This window comes from Pseudomonas sp. Pseusp15 (genome assembly GCF_059492165.1).
Genome location: NZ_CP168523.1, coordinates 4,516,346 through 4,540,708, shown reverse-complemented (window position 1 = coordinate 4,540,708; position 24,363 = coordinate 4,516,346). Strand labels below are relative to the sequence as shown.

Sequence of the window (24,363 nt, the reverse complement as noted above, 5' to 3'; positions counted from 1 at the left end):
TTAGAGTGACTACCTGACCATGAGCAACACCAGAGAGCTTGAACGCGCCGAACTGCACAAAACCATCTGGCGCATCGCCAACGACCTGCGCGGCAGTGTTGATGGCTGGGACTTCAAGACTTATGTGCTCGGCATGTTGTTCTACCGATTCATCTCGGAAAATCTGACCAACTACCTCAACGAGCAGGAGCGCCGCGCGGGCAGTGCGGACTTTGACTACAGCGATTTGGCAGATGCCTCCGCTATTGTGGGTCGTTATGAGACGGTTCAGGAAAAAGGTTTCTACATCCTGCCTTCGCATCTGTTCGCCAATGTGCGGCGCCGTGCCCGCCATGACCCTAATCTCAACGAAACCTTATCCCGGGTATTCAAGGACATTGAGGCTTCTGCTTTAGGTGCCGGTAGCGAGGATGATCTCAAGGGATTGTTCGACGATCTCGACGTCAACAGCAGCAAGCTCGGCCCTACCGTGGCCAGGCGCAACGAAAAGCTGGTGAAGCTGCTCGATGCCATCGGCGATCTGCCGCTAGGCAACAGCTCGGGCAGCTTTGCTGATAACAGCATCGACTTGTTCGGCGACGCCTATGAATACCTGATGCAGATGTATGCCTCCACCGCCGGCAAGTCCGGTGGTGAGTTCTATACGCCGCAGGAGGTCTCCGAGCTTCTGGCCCGTATCACCGTGGTGGGCAAGACCGAGGTCAACAAGGTCTATGACCCAGCCTGCGGCTCCGGCTCGCTATTGCTCAGCTTTTCCAAGGTGCTGGGGCACAACAAGGTGCGTCAGGGCTTCTACGGTCAGGAGATCAACCTCACGACCTACAACCTGTGCCGGATCAATATGTTCTTGCACAACGTGAACTACGAGAAGTTCAGCATCGCCCACGGCGACACGCTGACCGATCCGGCGCACTGGGACGACGAACCCTTCGAGGCCATCGTCTCCAATCCGCCGTACTCGATCAAATGGGAGGGCGATGCCAACCCGCTGCTGATCAACGACCCGCGCTTCGCCCCGGCCGGTGTGCTTGCACCCAAGAGCAAGGCTGACCTGGCCTTCACCCTGCACATCCTGAGCTGGCTGGCGGTCAACGGCACTGCCGCGATTGTTGAGTTCCCCGGCGTGCTCTATCGCGGCGGTGCGGAAGCCAAAATTCGCAAGTACCTTATCGACAATAACTACGTCGATGCCGTCATTCAGTTGCCGCCGGATCTGTTCTTCGGCACCACCATCGCTACTTGCATCGTCGTGTTAAAAAAGTCGAAGCGCGACAACGCCACACTGTTCATCGACGCCTCCGACCTGTTCGTGCGTAGCGGCAACAAGAACAAGCTGTTGCCCCAGTACCAGCAGAAAATCCTCGACGCATTCTCTGGCCGAAAAAGCCTCGATCACTTCGCGCGCTTGGTCGAGAACGACGAGATTGCCGCCAATGGCTACAACATCGCCGTTTCCAGCTACGTCGAACAAGCCGACACCAGTGAAGCGGTGGACATACGGGCACTCAATGCCGACATCAGCCGCATCGTGGCAAGGCAAACCGAATTGCGGACGCAGATCGACGCCATAGTCGCAGACCTGGAAGGAGAGCAGGCATGAGTGAGCAGCCAGCAGGGGAGATCGTTCTTTACCAGCGTGGCGATGCGACCGCCATCGATGTGCGTCTTGACGGCGATACGGTCTGGCTGACCCAGGAGCAGATGGCGGAGCTGTTTGGCAAGGCGAAGTCGACCATCAGCGAGCACATCAAGAACGTTTTCGAGGAAGGCGAACTGGTGCCGGAACAGGTGATGAGAAAAATCGGTATTTCCGAATTTTCTACCAAGCCGACCAACTTCTATAACCTCGACGTCATCATCTCGGTCGGCTACCGGGTCAAGTCGCAGCAGGGCACGCGCTTTCGCATCTGGGCTACCGAGCGCCTGCGCGAATACCTGGTCAAGGGCTTCACCATGGATGACGCGCGCCTGAAGAATCTGGGGGGCGGCAGCTACTGGAAAGAACTGCTGGATCGCATCCGCGACATTCGCTCCAGCGAGAAGGTGCTCTACCGCCAGGTGCTCGACCTGTACTCCACCAGCGTGGATTACGACCCTAAGGCCGAAGCCAGCGTGGTGTTCTTCAAAGCCGTGCAGAACAAGCTGCATTACGCGGCCCACGGCCAGACTGCTGCAGAAGTGGTCAAACAACGTGCCGATGCCGGTAAACCCTTCATGGGCCTGCTGTCCTTCGGTGGCAAACAACCCACTAAGGCCGAAGTCACCAACGCCAAGAATTACCTCAACGCCGACGAACTCAAACGCCTGAACACCCTGGTCTCGGCCTATTTCGATGCCGCCGAGTTCCGCGCCATGAACCATGAGCCGACCTACATGAAGGATTGGCTTGCACACCTAGAACAACTGATCCTGGCCATGGGCGGCAAAGCCCTGCAGGGTGCCGGTAAGGTCAGTCACCAGCAGGCAATTGCTCACGCCGAATCCGAATACACCAAATTCCGTGCCCAGTTGGCCGAGCAGCCGAGCGAGGTGGAAGCGGCTTATCTGGAAACCGTGAAGACAGTGCAGAAGAAAATTACCGGGAAGAAAAAGCCATGAGCCGGATTGAGGAGTTGATTGCTGAGCTTTGCCCGGAAGGGGTGGAATTAAGAGCCATCGGTGACTTAGGCGAACTGGTGAGAGGCAACGGAATGCCGAAGTCTGACTTCGTAGAGTCAGGGGTTGGGTGTATCCATTACGGCCAGATTTACACCTATTACGGCATTTGGACGACGGAAACAACGTCGTTTGTCTCTGTAGAAAAAGCGAGGAGTCTTGCCAAGGTCGATCCGGGCGATCTGGTCATTACAAATACTAGTGAGAATATCGAGGACGTCTGCAAGGCTGTGGCGTGGCTAGGCGACGAGCAAATTGTCACTGGTGGTCACGCCACGGTGCTGAAGCACCGCGAAGACTCGAAGTACCTCTCTTACTACTTGCAAACACCGCGTTTCTTCGCCGAGAAGAAAAGACATGCGACGGGCACGAAAGTTATCGACGTTTCGGCAACGAGCCTTGCGAAGATCCGGATTCCAGTGCCGCCCCTCGAAATTCAGCGCGAAATCGTGAAAGTGCTGGATGCTTTCACGGAGCTTGAGGCGGAGCTTGAGGCGGAGCTTGAGGCGGAGCTTGAGGCGCGTCGCTGGCAGTACAAGTACTACCGCGACGCCTTGCTCGCTTTCAGCGATCAAGATATTCGCTGGGCCGCGATGGGCGAGGTCGGAGAGTTCTTCCGGGGGCGGCGGTTTACTAAAGCAGACTATGTGGATGCCGGAATCGAGTGCATTCACTATGGTGACATTTATACGCAGTATGGCACCGTCGCCGAGACGACGGTTTACCATGTGCGCACCGATATGCCATCTACCTTACGCTTTGCAAGTCCAGGCGATTTGATAATCGCTGGCGTGGGCGAGACGGTTGAGGATGTGGGCAAGGCAGTGGCATGGCTTGGCTGTGGTGAGGTGGCGATTCATGACGACTGCTTTGCCTTTCGCCACTCGCTGAACCCGCGCTTCGTGTCCTATTACTTCCAGACCACGGCGTTTCATGCGGAGAAGAACAAATTCGTTGCCCGTGCCAAGGTCAAGCGCTTGTCCGCAGAAAGCCTGGCCAAGCTGACCATTCCTGTCCCTTCGCTCGAAGAGCAAGCCCGTATCGTCGCTATACTCGAAAAATTCGATGCGCTGGTAAATGACATCTCCGTCGGCCTGCCCGCCGAGATCGCTGCCCGCCGTCGGCAGTACGCGCATTACCGCGACCGTTTGCTCACCTTCAAGGAAGCCGCATGAGCGAAGACATCAAGCCCTATCGCTACGAGGCCATTGCACTCTCCAACGAGAGCACGGTGGTTGCCGAGTTTCTGCCGGATGCACTGGGTGCGCGCGAGACCGGCTACCAGAGCGAGGCGGCGCTGGAAAATGCCTTTATTGAGCAACTGCAGCGGCAGGCCTATGAGTACCTGACGATCAGTTCGGAGGCCGAGCTTGTCGCCAACCTGCGTGCCCGACTGGAGCAGCTCAACAAGACCGTGTTTTCCGATGCCGAGTGGCAGCGCTTCTTTGCGACCTGCATTGCGGGCAGCAATGACGGCATTCTGGAAAAAACCGCACGTCTTCAGGAAGATCACATTCAGGTCTTGAAGCGCGACGACGGTAGCATCAAGAACATCTACCTGATCGACAAGGCCAATATCCATAACAACGTCTTGCAGGTGATCAACCAGTACGAGACACCGGCCGGCGAGAGTGGTGGCAAGCATGCCTCGCGCTTCGATGTGACGGTGCTGGTCAACGGCCTGCCGATGGTGCATGTCGAGCTCAAGCGCCGTGGCGTGGACATTCGCGAGGCCTTCAATCAGATCAATCGCTACCAGCGCGACAGCTTCTGGGCAGGCTCAGGTCTGTTCGAGTATGTCCAGCTGTTCGTGATCAGCAATGGCACGCTGACCAAGTACTACAGCAACACCGTGCGCGACGGGCACCTGAAGGAGCAGTCCGGCAAGCGCAGCAAGAGCAAAACCTCCAACAGCTTTGCCTTCACCAGTTGGTGGGCCGATGCGCGCAACCATCCCATCACCGAACTGACGGGCTTTACCAAAACCTTCTTTGCCAAGCATTCGCTTCTGAACGTACTCACCAAGTACTGCGTGTTCGATGTGGATCGCAAGCTGCTGGTGATGCGCCCTTATCAGATCGTGGCCGCCGAGGGCATCCTGCAGCGCATTGCCACCTCAACCAACCACAGACAGTTGGGTAAGCTGGCGGCGGGCGGTTACATCTGGCACACAACGGGATCTGGTAAGACGCTGACCAGCTTCAAGGCCGCGCAACTTGCCCGTGGTTTGCCGGACATCGATAAGGTGCTGTTCGTAGTGGATCGCAAGGATCTTGACTACCAGACCATGCGTGAATACGAGCGTTTTGAGAAAGGCGCAGCCAACTCCAACGCCTCCACCTCGGTGCTGCAGAAACAATTGGAAGACCCGAACGCGCGCATTATCATCACCACCATTCAGAAGCTCTCGCGCTTCGTCGCAAAGAACAAGAAGCACCCGGTGTATGACGCGCATGTGGTGGTGATTTTCGACGAGTGTCACCGCAGCCAGTTCGGCGACATGCATAGCGAAATCACCCGCGTGTTCAAGCGCTACCACCTGTTTGGCTTCACCGGCACACCGATCTTTGCGAAGAACTCGGGAACCGGCGGCAATCCATTGCGCCGCACCACCGAGCAGGCCTTTGGCGACAAGCTGCACACCTACACCATCGTCGACGCCATCAACGACAAGAACGTACTGCCGTTTCGTATCGACTACATCAATACCCTCAAGATGCAGGCACGGATCAAGGACAAGCAGGTCTCGGCCATCGATACCGAGCGTGCCTTGCTGGCGCCGGAACGTATCAGCCAGATCGTCGGCTATATCCGCGAGCATTTTGATCAGAAGACCAAGCGCGCCAGCACCTATCGCCATGACGGCAATCGAATGGCAGGGTTCAACTCGCTGTTTGCCTGTGCCTCGATTGATGCGGCCAAGCGTTACTACGCTGAATTTTCCTCGCAGCATCAGGGTCTGCCTGAGGCCCAGCGCCTCAAGGTTGGGCTGATCTACAGTTTTGCTGCCAACGAGGACGACGAAGACGGTCTGCTCGGCGAGGAGGAGTTCGAGGCAGAGGGGCTGGATCAAAGCTCGCGGGATTTTCTGGACGGAGCGATCAAGGATTACAACGCGCTGTTCTCCACCAGCTTCGACACCTCGGCGGACAAGTTCCAGAACTACTACAAGGATCTCTCGCTGCGCCTGAAGAAGCGTGAGCTGGATCTGGTCATCGTGGTCAACATGTTCCTGACTGGTTTTGACGCCACCACGCTGAACACACTGTGGGTGGACAAGAACCTCAAAGCGCACGGTTTGATTCAGGCGTATTCGCGCACCAACCGCATCCTCAACTCGGTCAAGACCTACGGCAACATCGTTTCCTTCCGCAATCTGGAGCAGGAAACCAACGATGCGCTAGCCCTGTTCGGCAACAAGGACGCCAAGGGCATCGTGCTGCTGAAACCCTACGCCGAGTATTACGCTGAATACGAAGCCCGAGTCGATGAGCTGCTCGACAAGTACCCGCTGGGACAGGCCCTCGTCGGCGAAGCGGCGCAGAAGGCATTTATTAAGCTCTTCGGTTCGATCCTGCGGCTGAAAAACATTCTGACGGCCTTCGACGATTTTGCCGGGCATGAAATTCTCAGCGAGCGGCAGTTCCAAGACTACCAAAGCCTTTACCTGAATCTGTATGCCGAGTTTCGCGCTACGTCAGAGGCGGAGAAGGAGTCGATCAACGATGACGTGGTTTTCGAGATCGAGCTCATCAAGCAGGTGGAAATCAACGTCGATTACATCCTGCTGCTGGTCGAGCAGTACCTGAAGAAAAAGGGCACGGGGGACGACAAGGAAATCCGCGCCACTATCGAGCGCGCCATCAATTCCAGCCTCAGCCTACGCAACAAGAAGGATCTCATCGTTCAGTTCGTGGAGTCGGTCAATACCACGGCCAAGGTGGACGCTCAGTGGCAGAGCTTCATGGCGGCCAAAAAGACCGAGGAACTGGAGCGCATCATCACGGAAGAAAACCTCAACGCCGAGGCGGCGCGTGAGTTTATTGATAATGCTTTCCGTGACGGCGGTATCCCTACTAATGGCACTGCCATCACCAAGATCCTGCCGCCCGTATCGCGGTTCTCGCAGAACAACGGGCATGCGGCCAAGAAGCAATCAGTGCTCGGCAAGTTGGCAGTGTTTTTCGAGCGCTATTTCGGACTGGCTTGAGTGAAAATGGGACGGATCTATTTATAGGGTAAACCGCCCGCTTCTTGCCGATTATTGCCTGTCACGACTAGCCGATATGGGCCGTTTTTTGCCATTACTGCGGTGTTTTTCGAGCAGGTTTATCCGCAAGCGAATATCCACGCTGAGATAGATGAAGGCGGTAAGTGAGCCTGGAGGGTTGCCTATCCACTATTCGAGCGTTGGATCAGCATCTCTCGGTCATTCCCTAATCGTTTCCAGATCAATAGGGTGGTGAGGCGATAGTAATACCGGCTGGCGTCGGAATGGTCTTTCAGGTGCTGGGTGAAAAACCAGCGCACATGCTTGAGCTGCCAGGTCCAGGGATTGTCGCGTTGCCATCGCTGTTGAATCGCCGCTTGCATGATTCGGGCTTGCCGTAGGTGGCGTTGCTGCGTGACCTTCGAACTGGTCAGTACGCCGCTCAGGAACAGCGCCATATCAAAGGGTTTGCTCACGCTCGACCTCCGATATAAGCCGAAACCACATCGATCCGGCTATGCCCGAGCTCAAGGCTGATCTGTTGCCGCGCCTGTCGATCAAGGTCACGGTCAAGCCGATAGCAGTGGCCGCCATTGACGGGTGCGGCATGGCCCGTGAGCTGTTCGTAACGCTCGCAGGCGTAGGCCGCTCGCAGTTCATGAAAACCTTTAAGCCCCTGTTCATGCAGCGTTTCGCGGGCGGGTAGCACGGTCTGTTGCAGGAATAGGGCGTAGCTTTCGTCTCGGGCCAGCAGGTTGCGGCTGCCGGTCGGCGCTGCATGACGAGCCGACCGCAGGGCCGTCTTCACCGTTTCATTGGCCATGACCCATCGTGGCGCTGATGCCCCTGAACGGCCGCCTTTGGTGCCGTCCTGGATGTTGATGCGGCCTAAGTGTTCCGCTTCGCGGTGCAAGCGTGGCAGGTCAGCCAGGATCGCTTCGCGCAGGCGCATACCGGTTGTTCGGGCCAACAGGATAATCGCGGCCACCCGCTCGTGTTGCCGTTCGCCAAGCGCCTGAAGTACTCGCCGCACCTGTTGGAGGTCTTGGCCATCCGGCGCGCGGGTGCGTACGCTCGAGCGCCGCAGTCCTAACGCCTGGCTCGGACTGGCGATCCTCACGTCCTGATCACCGCGCAGCGCAGCGAGGGTACGGTTGACGCTGCTCAGGCGGTTCTGCGCGGTAGCGATGCAGAGTTCACCTTGCTGGATCTGCTGGCGCAGGTAAGCGGCGTAGTCTTGCAGCGTCCGTCGATCGATCTGGCGCGCATCGTTGTAACCGGGGCCGTCCTCTGACCGACACCAACGCACGAACGCTTGCCAGCGATCACTATGCGCTTTGACCGTGGCGAAGTGGCCGCCGGCAAACAGATCCTTGAGTGCTTGTGGGCCGGCGTAGCTCAGCTGGCGGCCATAGCCAAAGTTGCGACCCTCACGCCGACCGACCAAGGCCATCATCATCACCGTTTTCGTTTGTTTGCAGAAAGAGCAGCAAGGCTTTCCAGTGGGGGCTGAGCCTGTCCAGCTGCTGCCAGTGTGTCGGGCGGATCAGGAGGGCGTTGTCCCGGTGTTGCAGCAGCGCCCCTTCCTCACGCAGTTGCTCGATCAGCAGGGCGATGTTGGCAGGGTCCAGAGGTGGTGTGGCGACAGCGGCGACAGTGGCGACAACCCGCGTCGTTTCTGGCCTGGCGCGTGGCGACAGGGTAGCGACAGAAGCGGCGACACGCCGCGATTCAGGTTGCGGTTGGTGTTGCGCTTGGTAGCGGCGCACCGCGTCATTGAGGCGGAACATGGCGGACCTCGAAAGTTTTTCCGTCGCTACTGCTCAGCCAGCGATGAGTGATCAGCACGACCAATAAAGAGGCGGTATGGTCAGCGCTCTTGCGGGCAAAACGAGGGCCGTTGCGATTGACGTCGCGGATGGTGAAGTAGGTCCAGCCTTTCTGCATCAGCCAGCGCAGCAGCCGATCCGCCTCTTCGCATCGACCATTGACCGGCACCTGTTCGGTCAGGCGCTGAATCTCGGCCAGGTAGTAATCCATCAGCGTGGAGGCGCGCTGGATGTGTGTGTCGTCCAACGCACGGGCCTCTTCAACCATGGCCAGCACGCCCGCGATGCGCAGCACATTCGCCGCGGCCTTGCCCGCGACAGGCTGGATACCGGCCAGCTCGCCGAACTCGCCAGACTGACATTCGATGGTGTCGTGAATATCAATCCAGGCCCGCCGGGCACGGGGAGTCAGCTCCAGCGTGGCGGGATTGAGTGAGCCATCCTGGTGAAGTGACCAGGGCTGTTGCAGCAGGGCGGTGATCCGTTGCTGGTAGTGCTGGATCCTGGGATCCCGGCTCAGGTCGATCGCCTTGTAGAGCCGCTGGCCGGCCAGGCGCTCGGGCCAACTGATCAGACAACGGCCCAGGATGCCTTGGCCATTGATCACCGGGTCTTTGAACAGCTGGTTGGCCAGGTAGGGCTGCAGCATCAGGTGCAGGCTGAGGCGGCGATCATAGGCTCGCAGGCTTTCCCCGGCCATGGAGCGTGCCCGGTCGATAGGGCTGCCATCCCACAGTGTCGACAAGGTGGTGATCGCCTTGAGCAGGTTCTCTTTGCTCATGGTGCTGCTGCCCAAGAACTGGCCACCTTCATCATTGAACAAGCCCATGCTGGGCAAGCCATGGCACAGGCTTTTGACCAGGGCCTCAATGGTGGGCTCGGCAATGATCAATCTCGGCGGTACCGGCTCGGATACTTCGCTGCCTTCCGCCTCCGAGGGTTTCTTTGAGGTTTTGGGTTTGGCCATGATGCTGGTAGCGGCGCGATAGGCTTTGAGCTTTTCCGCATACAGGGTCCACTGCTGTCGTTCCCAGTCGCGCGCCGCCTTCAGTGCCAGGTGATCCACCGCGCTTTTGCGATCACCCGAAGACGCCACCGTCAGTAGGTAGAGGGACAGCGGATAGGTTCGGCCGTCGAGTTGGACATTGGCATGGCCCTGGCTCACCAGAGCAGCGCTGGCCAGCACCGATTGTGCAGCCATGGCGCAGGGCACGCCGATCACCTCGGCCAGTCGTTCGACCGCAGGGCCCAACAGATCCCCGAGTGCTTCGACCGGGTAGGGCAGTGGCGCCTGCTGGTATTCCAGCAATGGTTGTGGTGGCTCGAACGCTTCGCACAGTTGCATCGCATTTCTCCTGAGACTATCGACGTCGTCCTCACTCATCCCGCCACGGTTGTTGAGTGTTATCAGGGATCAAGGCCCCTGCGACCTGTGAGGGTTGTCCACTTACGCGGGACTGACGGCTCCTTACGACCGGGAGCGTGGGCATCTCATGATCTGGCCTCCTGAACACCGATAGCGGTGGGCGGGTGGAGGCTGCACTGGCTGACGAAACCGGCACCGCGAGATCCTGAGTCGGGTGAAGGCAGTGAAGCGATGACCGGGGCATGCCTGACTGTCAGTCAGGTGCAGTCCATTTCATGGGCTGCGGCACCATCATCGGCATCGCTGTGGCGAGTGAGCATTCGGTGTTTGTCACGCCGATTGTCACGAGGGGGAATGCCGCAAAGCCTTGTATGATTTGGGCTGCAGCAGTGGTAGGAGCGCCCGTCTCTTTCTAGGAGAAAGAGACGGGCGAACGGTTGGCGCAAAACATTGGCCGAGCAGATTGGCTGCTGCAGGACCGCAGAGTTAAGTGGTTGCCGCAGTGGGCGAGAATGTCGAGTAAGCGTCCATCACTCTGGCGAGTAACTGTGCGAGCCTCCGGGCGCGAATCGCACTTTGGGCTGAACCACCGCGTGAACGGCGTGACGTTGAAGGTTCGGGTCACCTGGGAGCTGCCAACGGCAGCGCTTTGAAGCTTCTTTCTATCGTCCGCTTATGGCTGGGTCAACCGAGATATGCGCAGGCGATTGCGCCAACCAGCAGTACTGGAAGACCTTGGTCGTGGGTGGTATTGGATGGCCGATTAGCCGTTCGTCGTCTTTTTAATGTGAGCCCCTGCGCATGGGAATGCGGAGCCTTCCCGTGCGCAGGGGCTTGGCTGGAAAACCCTAAGAGCAAGACCGGCAATGTCGACAGTCGTCATTTTTTTCGCCACGCTACCTGCTGGAGCAATGAGACTGGTGGCGAATGGATCGAATGAGCGTTCTCCTTTCCGGGCCCTTATCATCAGGATCGCCATATGCCAACGAAGCACCTACCCCCCAAGCACTTACAGCCCTGCTCGTTCAAGAGTGCTGGTTGCAAACATTGCCTTGCGAAACGGCATCAACGCCAACCCGGTTCGCAAATGCATACCTGTTTACAGTGATCGCCAGACGCCCGGTTTACCTGACTAGAAGGGACATTATTTTTCATGCTAATCGGAGATGCTTTCTGCAGCTCGAAGCTCGGAAAGTTGTTCAGCATCAGGTGCGTCGAACGTTTGATAGCGCTCTAAAGCCACAATTTCGGAGCCTTTGGAATGAAAGAGTCGGGTGAACGACCACCGTCCGCCAAACCCACCTGCATGACCCTCACCATAGACATTTTTCTCGCCAGCTATCGCCCAGACTACAACCAATTTCTCGTGCTCCAAGAAAGATAGGAAAGCTTCGCGGTCTATCAGCGCAGCACTCCGCCCTAGCATGGCGACTGAGGGGTCCATGAAGCGGACTATTCCGTCTGCATCAACGTATGTGATCGTCGCACCATCGGTTAAGCGCAAGTTGAGGCTATCCATTAGCCATCCGGCAGGAAGGTTAAGCTCAATGTTCTGGTCAAGCGAGGCGTCGTAGCCCGAGGACTCTGCTCTGTACCTGGCAGTAGTTGGGCAAATACTGACTGCCCTCTTCATTACACCGTAGGGCCGCCAAGCTCTGACCCACTCATCGTCGGGTTCGTATTCGTCGTCATCAGCTCGCCACGCCCAAGGATGCGCGCCCAAGTATGTATGGAATCCGCCAGTACGAGCCGAAGGAATGTCGTCGCTCCCCAGGAAATGAACGCGCTCCACCAATGCCAAGGCTTTTTTTAGATCGTCCTTTCTGACCACAAAGGAGGCGATCCGACGCCAAGTCTCACGCTCTAAAGCCTTACTCCCTCCGCGCCAGGTTTCAAACCCGTTGAGCACCAGCCACTGTTTGCCATCGGCGGGGTTAGATACCTCGATGTTTTCTTCCCCATCAAACACATCCTGATTAGCGCTAAGCCAATCTAACGCCTGGTCTACCGTAACAGGTCCCAGATCCAGCCCCGGCGGAGTCCAGTAGCAAGGCTCTTCAAAGCGCCGCCAACCATCATCTTCGGTCCGTGACAGCAGCAAGGACGGATCAATGTTACGGAGGCGCGAGATGTCACCTGGCTCTCGGTTACCTGGCATAGCCTCGAGGTTGTCAGCCATCCTTGCGCAGAGCTCATAAAGTGCTATCCATTGGTATTTCTTGCCGATTCGCTCGACCGCATGAGTGTTCCGATCGTTCGTAATAGATGCATCAAAATCCCCATGCAGCTCTTCTGACCATCCGAGATCATGGGCGCGTTTGCATACCCAGCGGCGCGCCCAAGCGAGATTAAACTGAGCGGGTCCATCAATTCGATTGCCAAGCCGCTGGTACATGCCATCCCTATGCCAGGCTGAAGCTTCTGCACTCCATTGGGCGTAAGGAACTTCGCCAATGGCTGCTCGGAACGCCGCCTTTGCCTGTTTAGCGATTTCGCGCTTGGCAATGTAGCTATCAGCATCGTCGGCCTTGGACATCGCAACTACGAATACCTGGTAAGCCTCTAGCATCTCCGGCGATGCTGTGGCACGAAAGCTCTTCAGCCAGCGACAAGCAAGATCTTGTGACGTAGGAATAGACCCTGAGCCCTTGGCTCCCGCGCTCCAGTCACCGGCCACGTAATCAATTTGATAACGTGCAAAGTCACCGTCGAACACACTAGAGGCCGCTATCTCATCCCGATGTCTTCCGCTCCCTCGATAGGTCCGCGTATAGGATTCCATCTGTTCTTCAGTGACATACTCAATGGGCCAGCTGCCACCATATGGAGGGTCAGCCAAATGGGCCTCGAAGCTTGAGGGTAAGGAGCTCCTGCTCTGGGCGTATTGAACGAGGCCACGCGCGTGATCGCGAATTAGGACATTGGGAGGAAAGGCGACACTCGAAAAAAGGTCAGCATGAAGGTCTTTAACCACGGCAAAGAGTTCATCATCAGCCCATTGCCCCTGCATGGCTGCACCATAGATTGCGGAGACTAGACGCTCGGTGACATAGGCATCGTCGAGATCTTTAAACAGCGCCCACAGACCTCTAGCTAATTCAGTCCGAGAGCTGAGAAGCACCACCAGAGCCTTAGTAGCTGTATCTCGCACGAGCCGATTTGAGGCTGTCATGAACCAGCAAAGCTGAATGCCAACTAATTTCGCCCGTTCTGAACGGATCGCATGCTGATCAGCGTCACGCACCCATTCGATGAGGCGCTCGGGCTGGTTGCCATCTGTCGCCAAATACCTCGACCAGATAGCATCCCGCTGAGGCATAGGCAAAGCGCGAAGTTCCTTATCTAAAAACTCCGCGTTGTGATCTCTCCCGGGATCGGTCGATAGCGCAATAAGGGTGCCATACCGCAACGGAGCCCCGCCGATCTCCTCAACCAGCGCCCAAGTTCGCTCGGAAAAACTATCTTCGCTTCGAGCCAACAGGCTCATCTCGAAGGCTTGAGATAACCCCCATAGCGTCTCCAAATTTGGCATGTCGTTCAGCTCAACCCCGAATTTTTCAGGGAGCTGTACGGCGAGCGCTTCGAGCAAACCAGGCAAAATTGGTGAATCCGAATCTATAGCCCGTCGAAGCGGCGTGTCTGTGGTAAAGGCTTCCATTACGTCGCTGTCGGGGACACTGCGACTGAGAAGGCTGTTGGCAATTGCATGGTCACTCATGCGTTGAAAGGTGAAGAGATATTCCTCCTCTCCATCCTCATCTCCCGATAACCGCACGGTAAGTAAGCCTTCGTTTTGAAGTTGGAAGAGTGGATCTTGCCCGGCAGAGATCGTTGAAGAAAAAAACTTGGAGATGATCTCGTAGGCTCGGCTGGTGACGATCTCTTCACGCCCTGTATCAGCCATCTCCTGCGCCAGGGCGTTAATAGCTTTCTCGATAAGCCGACGCTGTGGGTTCATGCCGATCTGCTTGTTGACGCTTCTTACGACGGCGCCGGTATACAGCTTGAATATGGCTGTGACACCCCCAAGGCTTTTCGCCAGAATGGCTCGGTCTTCGAGTTGAAGCGCATCACAGCAAATTCGCAGAAACAACGGTATCCCAAATTCCTCAATAGAATTTGGCTCCTCAGCCAAACTGATCTTGCGTTTCTTCAGATACTCACGAGCGTGGCGATCTGAGAAACCCTCATGCTCGATTCGCGGAAGATGTTTCTCGTCCAGCACCTCAGGGATGATCATATGCTCATAGGTCGAGCGACAAGATAGAACTAAGCTAACCCACTCGAAACGACTGACGTCGTGCATGAGCCCGGCCAAGCGCTCAGGCCAGATTGCCAGGCCGTTTTTTTCGTTGAGAGCATCAATCACCAACAAGGCGCGCACCCCTGCGGCTTCACCAGCCGAATTGAGCGCGCCTAGGAAAGTGTCAGCTAATAACCCCCTTGGGAGGCCAAGATCCTTCAGGATCGCCTCCCAAGGTTCAGCATCCGGTAACTTGCTGCCGAGGACCATTACAGCTGGCTGCCCTTCGCGGATTGCGTGATCACAGGCATCAGCCAATAGGTGTGACTTGCCCGAACCAGCCTCTCCAGTTACAAGTAGAGCGCGAGTGCCCACATGGTCCCAGTACGGCTCCTTCAGTTCGCGCGCCACTTTATGGATGACTGACAAGAGGTTCGAAATGGCGTCCGCTTCTGGATTGCTTTGGTCTGGAGGGACCGCATTCCTCTGATCGCTATACCAGGAAGTGACAGCATGCCAAGCCGACTCCACAGCCGCTCGAAGTTCGACAGTCGGGATCGGCTCATTACGTCCGTGGGCGGCCTGAATCAATATCTTTACGACGTCATTGCAAGAAGTAACCGCTGCCAAGCAGTTCTGGCGGGTCAGCGCCAGTTTGTGTCCAATGGCCTCACCGAACAAAGCGAGTTCTGCGAAGATCCGGGAATCCAATGCAGTGGCCTCAATCACCCGCCGAATGGGCAGGTCGATGTGGCTTTCGGGGCTATAGCGTTTACCTAGCTCAACACGAGTCCGCTCGAAGCTATTGCGGAACCACTCGTTGGTTAGAAGGGTTTGGTCGAACCAGTATGCTATCCGGCCCGCAGACGAAGGGGACGATGCGGTGAGTCGCTTTTTGAGCTCATAGGCATCCCAACGATCAATCTCGATCGTTCGGCCTGTTGCTGCAGCCTTGGCAATACGATCACTCTTCCAGGTATCCCACCGGCTCAGCGCGGTGGTTACATCAACTTTCCGAGAGTCGGACGGATCAAAAGGAATGCACGCGATAAACCGCGACATACTCGGGTGCTTGGCAAGTGCTCTGTCTAGTGAGTCATCGAGCGACTTGAGAGCGTTTGGCATGTCCCAGTAATACTTAACCTGCCACCCAATCTCAGACCCGTCGGCTAGGGTCGCGAAGCACTCTACACCGCCGTCTGCCCCAGCGCCTTTTCGATTGAAACTGTCGCAAGCAGGTAGAAATGTCTCATCGCTAGCGAGTTGACAACATAGCTCCTCGAAGGCATTCGCCTGGGTCTTCCGGTGGAGGCGTATTGAAGCGAAATCAATATCGGGCAGCATGTATTCAGTTCCATTGGCCGCGGCGGGTTACACAAGCGCAAGTAAGCCCCTGATGATACTTGGCAGCGGTGCAATGTAACCAGCCAACATAGCCCTTGAACATAAGGTAAAACTGCATCCGATCGGACTGGTCCAAGCGTGAAAAATCACGATGTGTAGCCACCTGATGTGTCATGGTGACCCAGCAGCGGTGGACCCCCTTTGCCATAACCCGGGCGCAGGGGCTTATCCGGAAGAGGCTAGGAGCAAGACCGGTAATGGCGACAGTCGCCATTTTTGTCGCCACGCTGCATGCCTGAAATACATGGGTTGTCGCCAGTGTCGCCGCTGTCGCCATCGCGATTATCCAATTTCAGTCAATGCCTTCTGGTTTCTGGGCTGACTAGCTGACCCACCAATTGCTCATTGTCAGGCGACGGCCAGCGGCCAAAATGTTTTAGCGTAGGGAAACGACCCTCCGGTCTCTCGCTTCATTGATCGCGGTTACCAGGAGACTTCCGGTGGCAGCTTTCTGGATATGATCACTCCACCAAGCCATCATCGGACGCCGGCGTTCGATGTAGTCCGCCCGGTTGTAGGCACTTCGGACTTCATCTTTGTCCACATGCGCCAGCGCGACTTCTATCAGCTCCGGATCCCACCCATGCTCATTCAGGATGGTACTGGCCATGGAGCGCATGCCGTGGCTGACCAAGCGGTCCTGGAAGCCCATGCGTTTCAACGCCATGTTGGCAGTCTGACTGTTGGCGTGGGTGCGCGGGTTTCTATCTGCCGGGAACACGTACTCCCTGTGGCCGCTATGGGGCTTGAGTGTCTCCAGCAGCCCGAGCGCCTGTTCAGTCAGCGGGATGGTGTGCGGACGACGCTTTTTCATGCGCTCCGGAGGGATGGTCCAGATGCGTTTGTCAAAGTCGATGTCTGCCCATCGGGTGGTAGCCGCTTCGGCAGGGCGGGTCATGGTGTGCAGTTGCCATTCGATCAGACAGCGGGTGATCCGTTTGATGCTGGCGTTCGCGATTTCCACCATGAGCTCGGAAAGCTCTTCGGGTCGTAGCGCGGCCATGTTTTCTTTCTTGGGCTTCTTGAATACCGCTCGAATGCCACTGAGAGGGTTAGCGAAAATCAACCCGGAGTTCACCCCGTAAGTCATGATCTCGTTGAGCCGTTGGCTCAACCGCTTCACTGTCTCGAGACTGCCTTTGGCTTCGATTGGGCGAAGGAGCTTGATGACTATTGGAGCGGTGATTTGCGAGAGAGGCGTTGTTTTCAGGCTTGGTAAAACATGCAGCGTGAGCGACCGCCAGATGTCTTCGGCGTACGCCGGTGTGACAGAGTCTTTCTTCAACTCAAACCAGGCGGTGGCCACGTTCTCGAATGTGTGTTCGGTCTCGGCGAGTCTGGCTTGCTTAAGCTCATTGCGTTGAGCTTTGGGGTCGATGCCTTGTGCCAGCAGCTCTCTGGCCTCAACCGTTTTCTTCCTGGCTTGCGCCAGAGACAGCTCGGGATAAGTGCCGAGTGCCATGTTGATTCGGTTCTTCGTTACGGGATGCCTGTAGTTGAAATTCCACTGCATCGAGCGATTGACCCTGACTCGCAACTGAAGCCCGTTACCATCGGTGAGGACGTAGTCCTTGTCTTTTGGTTTGACAGCCTTGAGCTGACGATCTGACAGGCGGGTGGTTTGAGCGCACATGAGAAGTACTCCATGTCACCTTTTGGTATTCCCAAAATTAGCACCGGAAGGCTGGGAATACCATTTGGAATACCCAGACGGCTGGAACTAAAAAACCCTCTGTGAAACCCAGTAGCGCTGAGACCCTTGATTTTGCTGGATTTCAGGCACAAAAAAAGACGTCCGTGGACGTCTTTAGATGTTGAAGTGGTGGAGCCGGGGGGAATTGAACCCCCGTCCGCCAGTACTCCGCTGTCGGTACTACATGCGTAGCCGTGTCTATTAAGTTAACCCTCAGCGACCCGACGGGCAGGGTGCTTTGGGCGAGTTGTGTAAGTTTTAGCCGCTTCGTCCACAACGTACTGCACGGCGATTCTGTTCTATATGACAATCACTTTGGGTTTACAGACATCCCCTGATGATTGCTGGACCCGAAGGTACCAGAAGCTCAGGATCTAAGGCTGCTTACGCAGCGAGAGAGAATTCCTGGCCGTAGGTTTCGTCATTGGCAACTATAAGTAGTTGCAACAGTGGATTTACGACTTCTGTTACCAAGTCGGCATGCACCTAAAGTTTCGCAACCGGCGTCGAATCCAAAGCGGCCCCGAACCTGCTGTGTGTAACCAGCAGGTAAGCGAAGTGTACGCCAATACGCGCGGCGAGTCGACCTTCTGTCCTTACCTGCATGTTATCTGGCCCGGCCCTAATGGCTATTCATGTGGCTTTGAATGTCCTGAAGCGCTTGCTGCGCCAGGGAAACACACTCTCTGTCGTTGTTGGAGGCGTGGGCGGCCTTGGCTTGTTCGGCTTTGGTGACGACGACACCTTTGGTGGCGGCGTCCAGCGTGGCTGCGCTGGACAGCTTGCTGTTGACCTCCTGGAGCTTCATTACGCATTGATCGCTATCGTTTGAGGCGTATGCGGAGGAGGCCAGCATTGTTGCAGTGAGGAGCAGTCCAGCCAGGGCGGAACGCTTCATGGGTATCTCCTGGAACGGGGGTGGGGATTGGGCCACGCTGATTGGGGCTTAACAAATGGACTGTGACGGCGTGCAAGGGTTCTGTTTTCGCTTGCGAGGGAGTGAAAGATTTTCCGGGAGGAGGGTGCGAAAAAGGGGCAATGACGCCTAACGCACAATCCCTGTGGGAACGGGTTTTTGCATTATGCGTTATTGCCCCTTCTTTTTGTGCTTCGGTGTCAGACCGCTCTGGCCTGGGTCACCCGATCCACCAGATAGACCAGCCCGTGGTAGTCAATTCCACCGTGTTGTGTCAGACCAATCTCACAGGTGCGGCTGGTGGAAATCCCTTCGCTGCATTGCTGTACCGCGTCCTTCAGCGTGCGTAACGAATGGGCGTTCAATTCCGGCGTGGTGAAGCCTTTGTCGCCAGCAAAACCACAGCAGTGAATGCCTTCCGGAATGACCACGTTTTTACTGCATTTGCGCGCCAGATCGATCAACGCCTGGCTCTCGCCTAGATGCTGCGTGCTGCACGTGACGTGCACCGCGATCGGTGCTTCCTGCGGGGTGAAGTCCAGTCGGTCCATCAAATGCGTACGGATGAAACGCACCGGGTCGTACAGGTCCAGTCGTACGTCGCCGAGGTCCTGAACCAGCCGCAGCGTGCAGGGGCTGGTGTCGCAGTAGATCGGGTCGAGCCCGCCGCGGCTGGCGTGCAGCAGTGCGCCGATCAGCTCCTGACGTTTGTGTTCGGCCTGTTCGGCATAGCCCTTGGACGCGAATGGCTGGCCGCAGCAGAGGTTGTCCTGATTGTCTGGAAAGACTACCTGGTAACCGGCCTTTTCCAGCAGGCCACGGGTTTTGTCGTACAGCGACATTTGCTCTTTATCACCCGCCGCCGGGCCCATGACCCGCGACACGCAGGCCGCGAGATACACCACCCGAGGGCGTTCGTCCGATACGCTCGGGCTGAAGCGAATGGCCTTTTCCGGCTGTGGCATGGCGTTGGTCCATTGCGGGACCTGGCCTTTGGACAAGCGGGTCAATGTTGCCGAAAGCTTCGCCAAGCGTGGCGCCCCCAACAGCATCCGCGCACCGTTGGCGACATGCAGGGTGAAGCGCGCGCCTTGTAACGCAGTGGCGAAATTGCCTTCAATCCAGTTGGCGGTTTTCGTATGGGTCGCGTTACGGCCACGGAGCTTTTTCACCAGCTCGCCGGTGTTGATGCCTACAGGGCAACGTTGTGCACACAGGCCTGTGGCGGCGCAGGTATCGATGCCCTGGTATTCGTAGGCTTGCTCCAGTTCGGCGGTGTCTATGCCGGCGCGTTTCTTCGCCTGGATGTCACGCCAGATCACGATGCGCTGGCGTGGGCTCAAGGTCAGGCCTTTCGACGGGCACACCGGTTCGCAGAAACCGCATTCGATGCACTTATCCACAATCTCGTCGGCGGCCGGCAACGGTTTCAAGTGCTTGAGGTGAATCTGTGGATCGTCGCTGAGCACCACGTCCGGGTTGAGAATGCCGTTGGGGTCGAGCAGGCGTTTGAGCTGCCACATCAACTGGTAGGCGTCGCTGCCCCATTCCAGTTCGACGAAGGGCGCCATGTTGCGACCGGTGCCGTGTTCGGCCTTCAGCGAGCCGCCGAACTCCACGGCCACCAACTGCGCCACGTCGTCCATGAACGCCTGGTAGCGTGCGACTTCTTCCGCGCTGTTGAAGCCTTGGGTGAAGACGAAGTGCAGATTGCCTTCCAGGGCGTGTCCGAAAAGGATCGCTTCGTCGTAGTGATGTTTGTCGAACAGCTCGATCAGGCGATTCACGCCGATGGCCAGTTGTTCCACCGGGAAGGTCACGTCTTCGATGATCACCGTGGTGCCGGTTTTGCGCACCGCGCCGACGGCGGGGAAGGTGTCCTTGCGGATCGCCCAGAGCCGGGCGTTTTCCACCGGGTCTTCGGTGAAGTCGACTTGTTTTTCCACTGGGAAGTCGGTCAGCGACGCCATGATCTGCGCCAGTTGTTCCTGCAGCAAAGTGGAGGAGGCCGCGCGGGATTCGATCAACAGAGCGCAGGCATTAGGCGACAGTTGTTGTACGAAAGCCGGCATGCCGGGCTTGTCCTGCACTGAGCGCAGGCTGCGACGGTCCAGCAGTTCCACGGCCGACACTGGTTGGCTTTTCAGGACGGAAACCGCGTTGCAGCAGGTTTCCACGTCCGGGAACACAATCAGCGCCGATGCCTTGTTCGGGTGATCGATCACCGTGTCGTAGGTCACCGCGCTGATGAACCCCAGCGTGCCTTCGGAACCCACCAGCAAGTGGCTCAAGATATCCACAGGCTCGTCGAAATCCACCAGGGCATTGAGTGACAGCCCGGTGGTATTTTTCAGACGGTATTTGTGGCGAATTTTCGCAGCCAGTTCGGCATTGGCGCGGGTCTCGCGGCCCAGTGTCGCCAGACGCTCCAGCAATTCGGCGTGGCTCTTTCGGAACGCCGCAACACTGCTGGCGTCTTCGGTATCGAGTCGGCTGCCATCGGCCAACACCAGACGAATCCCGGCCAGGGTGTGATAGGTATTTTGCGCTGTGCCGCAGCACATGCCGCTGGCATTGTTGGCGACGATGCCGCCGATTTTGCAGGCATTGATCGACGCCGGATCCGGACCGATCTTGCGTCCGAACGGTGCCAGCCACGCATTGGCCTGGGCGCCGATCACGCCCGGTTGCAGGCGGATTTGCGTGCCCTGGCCACGGATCTCGCGACCGTTCCAGTTATCCCCCAGCACAATCAGCACTGAATCGCTGATGGCCTGGCCGGACAGGCTGGTGCCAGCGGCGCGGAAGGTCACCGGGACGTGGTCCCGTTGCGCCAGTTTGAGCAGCGCCACTACTTCGTCTTCGGACTCGACGCGGATCACCAGTTTTGGAATCAGCCGGTAGAAACTGGCGTCGGTGCCGAAGGCCAGGGTTGATAGCGGGTCGTCGAAACGTCGTGTTTCAGGAATCAGTTGCTGCGCATCGCGCAGAAAAGCCGCCGGTAGACTCATTGGTCCTCCAGGATCAACACCACCAGGTCTTTCGGGCCGTGGGCACCGTAAGCCAGCACTTGCTCGATGTCGGCAGTCTTCGACGGGCCGGACACCAGCAAGGCGTTGGTCGGCATGCCTTGGGCCCATTCGAATTCCTGCTGTACCTGATAGAAGTTGTCGCGGATTTCACTGGCCTTGAGCAGGGCAAAATGCACTGGCGGCACCAGGCTCATCAAGCGCGGTTCTTCCCGCGTCGGCCAGAGAATCAGGCTACCGGTCGCGGCGATCGCGCCGAGGGTGGTAGTCAGGCTGGCCGGGGTGTCGTTGAACAACTCGGCTTTCCATTCCTCGACCGGGCGGTTGTAGGCTTTGAGCGCTGGCAGGCCAGGATTTTTCGCCCAATGCTCGGTGATGCGTTGCCCGTGGGGCGTCGTCGGCGCAATCAGCAGGCTCGGCAGCTGGCGAGTCTGCAGCAGTTGCGCCAGCAGTTCGGGCCAGCCTTCTTTGGACGTCAGATGGATTTCGGTGTGCACCGCTTCCATCAGTTTGCGCAGTTGCGAAATGCGTTGTTCCGGCGTGTAGGTGTAGGGCTCGGTCACCAGTTCGACATCGAAGTTGTCAGCCACCGGCGTGGTGCCCGTCAGACTGTTGCGCAACTTGGCGAGGATATTTTGCTTGGCGCTCATCAACGGTCCCCTTGTTTGGCCAGATGCTCGCGGGCCATGTCATGCAGTGAGCGGGCCGCGGGTTTCGGTGCGCTGTGGTTCTGGGTCCATGGGCCGACGTTGCTCGGTGTCAGCGCTCGCAGGCGAGTGGCGAGGAAGCCGAACAGGCGATAAAGCGTTGGCGAACTGTTGAGCCTGGCCCAGGCGTTCCAGATAAATCGTTCTTTGCGCGAATACTTGCTGCCCTGACCGCGCATCACTTGATGTGGGCTGTCCGGCGCTTTGACGTTTTCTTCCCGCAGGCGACGCAGCAATGCGGGGATCGGAATTTTTACCGGGCAGACCTCACCGCAGGCGCCGCATAACGACGAGGCACTCGGGTGGTCGGGGACTTTCGCCAGGCCGACCATGTGCGGGGTGATGATTTTTCCGATAGGCCCAGGGTAAACCTCGCCGTAGGCATGACCGCCGATTCGGGTGTAGACCGGGCAATGATTCATACAGGCGCCGCAGCGGATGCAGTTCAGGGTCTGGCGCAATTCGCTGTCGGCAAATGCCTGGCTGCGACCGTTGTCGAGCAGCACCAAGTGCACTTCCTGTGGGCCGTCGAGTTCATGTTCCTTGCGCGGGCCGGAGATCATGTTGACGTAGGTGGTGATCGGGATGCCCAGGGCCGAGCGGGTCAGCAGCGACAACAGCGGCACTACGTCGCGCAGGTTTTCCACGACTTTTTCGATGCCGGTTACGGCGATGTGCACCGGCGGCACCGTGGTGGTCATCCGCCCGTTGCCTTCGTTTTCCACCAGCAGCAAGGTGCCGGTTTCGGCCACTGCGAAGTTGACGCCGGAGACGCCGATGTCGGCTTCGAAGAATTTCTGCCGCAAGACTTTTCGACCGATCTGAATGAGTTGGTCAACGTCCTTGGTGTACTCCACGCCAAGTTTGTCGTGGAACAAGGACGCGACCTGACCGGCATTCTTGTGGATCGCCGGCATAATGATGTGTGAAGGCTTCTCGTGGTCGAGCTGGACGATGTATTCACCCATGTCCGACTCCAGGCATTCAATGCCTTGAGCTTCGAGGACATGGTTCATCTCCATCTCTTCGCTGACCATCGATTTGCCCTTGATCACTTGCCGCGCCTCGTGAGCGCGGATGATCGACAAGACGATGCCATTGGCTTCGTCTACCGTTTCCGCCCAGTGCACTGTCACACCGTTGCGGGTCAGGTTCTGTTCAAGCTGCTCGAGCAGGTCGGGCAGCTTGGATAATGCACGGGCGCGGACCGCATTGCCCAGCGCTCGCAAATGTTCTCTTTCATGGGCATCGCTGAAGGACGCTGCCCGTTTGTTCATCAGTGAATCCATCGCGCTGCGAAAGTTGTTTCGCAATTGCGTGTCAGCCAAAGCCTTGTGAGCCCGGCTGCGAAAATCTTCATCTACGGCGACCGTAGGAATAATCGTGGAGCTGCTCATCGGGCACCTCCGGTACGCTGCCAAAGGAAGCTGGCCAGATGCTGACCGCGCAACGCTTCCTGTTGTTTCTCCAGCGAGCCGTTGATGTTCATCAGGCAACCGCAATCGGCACTGAGTACCTTGTGCGCGCCGGATTCCTTCAACGCACGGGTCTTGTCAGCCACCATCGCACCGGAAATATCCGGCATACGGACGCTGAAAGTCCCACCAAAGCCACAGCATTCACTTTCGTGGCTGTGGTCGACTCGCTCCACGTTGCTCAGCTGCGCCAACAACTCACGGCCATGCAGGTGGGTGTTCATTTCACGGCGTGCCGAGCACGACGTGTGCAACGCCACTTTCACCGGTTCGCCGCTGTCCTTGAGCTGCACCTTGCAGACAAACAGCAAGAACTCGGCAAGCTCGTAAGTCCGTGCCGCGAGGGCCTGAACCTGTTTCAGCGTTTGCGGCTCGTCCTTGAACAGGTCGGCATAGTGTTCGCGCAACATGCCCGCGCAAGAACCCGACGGCACCACCACCGGATAATCCCCGGCAAACAACGCCAGTTGCGAGCGCGCCACGGTCCGGGCCTGTTCGGTGTAACCCGAGGTGTAGGCCGGTTGCCCGCAGCAGCTTTGCCCTTGCGGGTATTCGACACGAATGCCCTCGCGTTCCAGCAGGTGGATCGCGTCCATCCCGGCTTCGGGGTAGAACAGATCCACCACGCAGGTCCCGAACAGGTACACCCGTGACGGTTTTTCGCTGGGGTATTGCCGAGGTTCAGGCAGTGGCGGGGCGACGCGGGTTGCGTTCGGCACAGCGTTGTAAAAAAGCTCGCTCATCAGGCGTGTCTCCGGGTGGTCCCGGTTATCCGTCCGCTGAGGCTGCTGAATATAGAAGGAGAAGCTTTCAGCAGCCTTGCAGACCCGGTTGTG

The 24,363-nt window shown here is 57.5% G+C and carries 15 protein-coding genes and 1 other RNA gene; 4 read left to right on the top strand and 12 right to left on the bottom strand.

Annotated features, from left to right (window positions below):
- The first annotated feature begins 19 nt into the window (after positions 1 to 19).
- From ACEN8R_RS20555 to ACEN8R_RS20540, 4 genes are read left to right on the top strand one after another with little or no spacing between them, the layout of a single operon-like run.
- On the top strand, positions 20 to 1,600 hold the full coding sequence (locus ACEN8R_RS20555) for a type I restriction-modification system subunit M (protein WP_495624307.1): 1,581 nt from the start codon (positions 20 to 22) through the stop codon (positions 1,598 to 1,600).
- Positions 1,597 to 2,598, top strand: a complete 1,002-nt coding sequence (locus ACEN8R_RS20550) for a virulence RhuM family protein (protein WP_495624306.1) — start codon at positions 1,597 to 1,599, stop codon at positions 2,596 to 2,598. Before ACEN8R_RS20555 ends, ACEN8R_RS20550 begins: the two co-directional genes overlap by 4 nt.
- Complete coding sequence (locus ACEN8R_RS20545) at positions 2,595 to 3,830, top strand: restriction endonuclease subunit S (RefSeq protein ID WP_495624305.1); 1,236 nt, start codon at positions 2,595 to 2,597, stop codon at positions 3,828 to 3,830. Before ACEN8R_RS20550 ends, ACEN8R_RS20545 begins: the two co-directional genes overlap by 4 nt.
- Positions 3,827 to 6,865 carry a type I restriction endonuclease subunit R gene (locus ACEN8R_RS20540; RefSeq protein ID WP_495624304.1) on the top strand — a complete coding sequence of 1,013 codons (3,039 nt, stop codon included), beginning with the start codon at positions 3,827 to 3,829 and terminating at the stop codon, positions 6,863 to 6,865. The genes ACEN8R_RS20545 and ACEN8R_RS20540 overlap by 4 nt, the downstream gene beginning before the upstream one ends.
- 182 nt (positions 6,866 to 7,047) lie before the next feature.
- Here the strand turns inward: ACEN8R_RS20540 and ACEN8R_RS20535 are convergent, their stop codons facing one another.
- From ACEN8R_RS20535 to ACEN8R_RS20480, 12 genes are all read right to left on the bottom strand, one after another.
- Positions 7,048 to 7,341, bottom strand: a complete 294-nt coding sequence (locus ACEN8R_RS20535) for a hypothetical protein (protein WP_495624303.1) — start codon at positions 7,339 to 7,341, stop codon at positions 7,048 to 7,050.
- Positions 7,338 to 8,318, bottom strand: a complete 981-nt coding sequence (locus ACEN8R_RS20530) for an integrase domain-containing protein (RefSeq protein WP_495625022.1) — start codon at positions 8,316 to 8,318, stop codon at positions 7,338 to 7,340. Before ACEN8R_RS20530 ends, ACEN8R_RS20535 begins: the two co-directional genes overlap by 4 nt.
- Positions 8,296 to 8,655 carry a hypothetical protein gene (locus tag ACEN8R_RS20525; RefSeq protein WP_495624302.1) on the bottom strand — a complete coding sequence of 120 codons (360 nt, stop codon included), beginning with the start codon at positions 8,653 to 8,655 and terminating at the stop codon, positions 8,296 to 8,298. The genes ACEN8R_RS20530 and ACEN8R_RS20525 overlap by 23 nt, the downstream gene beginning before the upstream one ends.
- Positions 8,639 to 10,039 carry a YfjI family protein gene (locus ACEN8R_RS20520; RefSeq protein ID WP_495624301.1) on the bottom strand — a complete coding sequence of 467 codons (1,401 nt, stop codon included), beginning with the start codon at positions 10,037 to 10,039 and terminating at the stop codon, positions 8,639 to 8,641. The genes ACEN8R_RS20525 and ACEN8R_RS20520 overlap by 17 nt, the downstream gene beginning before the upstream one ends.
- A 1,177-nt stretch (positions 10,040 to 11,216) precedes the next feature.
- Positions 11,217 to 15,647 (bottom strand): NACHT domain-containing protein, encoded by a 4,431-nt coding sequence (locus tag ACEN8R_RS20515; RefSeq protein ID WP_495624300.1) that lies wholly within the window; start codon positions 15,645 to 15,647, stop codon positions 11,217 to 11,219.
- A 436-nt stretch (positions 15,648 to 16,083) separates the two neighbouring features.
- Positions 16,084 to 17,340: an integrase domain-containing protein gene (locus tag ACEN8R_RS20510; RefSeq protein WP_495624299.1), complete on the bottom strand. Its 1,257-nt coding sequence runs from the start codon at positions 17,338 to 17,340 to the stop codon at positions 16,084 to 16,086.
- A 187-nt stretch (positions 17,341 to 17,527) separates the two neighbouring features.
- Positions 17,528 to 17,925, bottom strand: a transfer-messenger RNA (tmRNA) gene (ssrA, locus tag ACEN8R_RS20505).
- 97 nt (positions 17,926 to 18,022) lie between these two features.
- Positions 18,023 to 18,298: a PA2433 domain-containing protein gene (locus tag ACEN8R_RS20500; protein WP_018929463.1), complete on the bottom strand. Its 276-nt coding sequence runs from the start codon at positions 18,296 to 18,298 to the stop codon at positions 18,023 to 18,025.
- Between the two features lie 218 nt (positions 18,299 to 18,516).
- Complete coding sequence (locus ACEN8R_RS20495) at positions 18,517 to 21,327, bottom strand: FAD-binding and (Fe-S)-binding domain-containing protein (RefSeq protein WP_495624298.1); 2,811 nt, start codon at positions 21,325 to 21,327, stop codon at positions 18,517 to 18,519.
- Positions 21,324 to 21,995: a LutC/YkgG family protein gene (locus ACEN8R_RS20490; protein WP_019582462.1), complete on the bottom strand. Its 672-nt coding sequence runs from the start codon at positions 21,993 to 21,995 to the stop codon at positions 21,324 to 21,326. The genes ACEN8R_RS20495 and ACEN8R_RS20490 overlap by 4 nt, the downstream gene beginning before the upstream one ends.
- A complete protein-coding gene (locus ACEN8R_RS20485; protein WP_495624297.1) occupies positions 21,995 to 23,449 on the bottom strand; it encodes a LutB/LldF family L-lactate oxidation iron-sulfur protein in 1,455 nt (484 codons plus the stop codon). Before ACEN8R_RS20485 ends, ACEN8R_RS20490 begins: the two co-directional genes overlap by 1 nt.
- Positions 23,446 to 24,270 carry a (Fe-S)-binding protein gene (locus ACEN8R_RS20480; RefSeq protein ID WP_018929467.1) on the bottom strand — a complete coding sequence of 275 codons (825 nt, stop codon included), beginning with the start codon at positions 24,268 to 24,270 and terminating at the stop codon, positions 23,446 to 23,448. Before ACEN8R_RS20480 ends, ACEN8R_RS20485 begins: the two co-directional genes overlap by 4 nt.
- Positions 24,271 to 24,363 lie beyond the last annotated feature (93 nt).

Bases quoted from the DNA above. Each gene is read 5' to 3' on its own strand.
- ACEN8R_RS20555 (WP_495624307.1), top strand. From the start codon at position 20: ATGAGCAACACCAGAGAGCTTGAACGCGCCGAACTGCACAAAACCATC.
- ACEN8R_RS20550 (WP_495624306.1), top strand. From the start codon at position 1,597: ATGAGTGAGCAGCCAGCAGGGGAGATCGTTCTTTACCAGCGTGGCGAT.
- ACEN8R_RS20545 (WP_495624305.1), top strand. From the start codon at position 2,595: ATGAGCCGGATTGAGGAGTTGATTGCTGAGCTTTGCCCGGAAGGGGTG.
- ACEN8R_RS20540 (WP_495624304.1), top strand. From the start codon at position 3,827: ATGAGCGAAGACATCAAGCCCTATCGCTACGAGGCCATTGCACTCTCC.
- ACEN8R_RS20530 (WP_495625022.1), bottom strand. From the start codon at position 8,318: ATGGCCTTGGTCGGTCGGCGTGAGGGTCGCAACTTTGGCTATGGCCGC.
- ACEN8R_RS20525 (WP_495624302.1), bottom strand. From the start codon at position 8,655: ATGTTCCGCCTCAATGACGCGGTGCGCCGCTACCAAGCGCAACACCAA.
- ACEN8R_RS20520 (WP_495624301.1), bottom strand. From the start codon at position 10,039: ATGCAACTGTGCGAAGCGTTCGAGCCACCACAACCATTGCTGGAATAC.
- ACEN8R_RS20515 (WP_495624300.1), bottom strand. From the start codon at position 15,647: ATGCTGCCCGATATTGATTTCGCTTCAATACGCCTCCACCGGAAGACC.
- ACEN8R_RS20510 (WP_495624299.1), bottom strand. From the start codon at position 17,340: ATGTGCGCTCAAACCACCCGCCTGTCAGATCGTCAGCTCAAGGCTGTC.
- ACEN8R_RS20500 (WP_018929463.1), bottom strand. From the start codon at position 18,298: ATGAAGCGTTCCGCCCTGGCTGGACTGCTCCTCACTGCAACAATGCTG.
- ACEN8R_RS20495 (WP_495624298.1), bottom strand. From the start codon at position 21,327: ATGAGTCTACCGGCGGCTTTTCTGCGCGATGCGCAGCAACTGATTCCT.
- ACEN8R_RS20490 (WP_019582462.1), bottom strand. From the start codon at position 21,995: ATGAGCGCCAAGCAAAATATCCTCGCCAAGTTGCGCAACAGTCTGACG.
- ACEN8R_RS20485 (WP_495624297.1), bottom strand. From the start codon at position 23,449: ATGAGCAGCTCCACGATTATTCCTACGGTCGCCGTAGATGAAGATTTT.
- ACEN8R_RS20480 (WP_018929467.1), bottom strand. From the start codon at position 24,270: ATGAGCGAGCTTTTTTACAACGCTGTGCCGAACGCAACCCGCGTCGCC.